The 371-nt window shown below is 37.7% G+C and carries 1 protein-coding gene; it reads left to right on the top strand.

Annotated features, from left to right (window positions below; translation table 11 throughout):
• Positions 1 to 89: 89 nt before the first annotated feature.
• Complete coding sequence (locus LRP81_RS23170; protein WP_230505561.1) at positions 90 to 326, top strand: hypothetical protein; 237 nt, start codon at positions 90 to 92, stop codon at positions 324 to 326.
• Positions 327 to 371 lie beyond the last annotated feature (45 nt).

Raw genomic sequence — 371 nt, 5'->3', positions numbered from 1 at the left:
TCTAGCGGAAGTGTATCATGGTGATTATGGATACTTGTATCACTATATGGACGATATGAAAATTATTAAAGCGAAAGGAATGAAGAAGAGTGGCAAAGAAAAAAGAGCTGGATGATAGTGAAATTGATGCATTGTTTGATTTTGATGAAATGGAAGAAGATGAAATGATTACTTTTAGATGTATAGATTGTGGCCGTGAGGACGAAGTCCCTGACTTTGTAGTTGATGATTTCTCTTTTGATTTAGGGGAAGGCGAAGAAGTAGAAACAGTCTGTCCGTTCTGTAATGGTACTATGCGAAAAGCGAGAGATGTCCAAAGAGATTAATATCTCATTTGGGACGTGGTTTTGGGTCGCGTTAGCGATTTTGTT

Origin of the sequence: Sutcliffiella rhizosphaerae (genome assembly GCF_917563925.1) — a bacterium.
Taxonomy (GTDB): Bacteria; Bacillota; Bacilli; order Bacillales; family Bacillaceae_I; genus Sutcliffiella_A; species Sutcliffiella_A rhizosphaerae.
The sequence above is the reverse complement of the archived record's forward strand: the minus strand, read 5'-3'. Positions and strand labels throughout refer to the sequence as shown.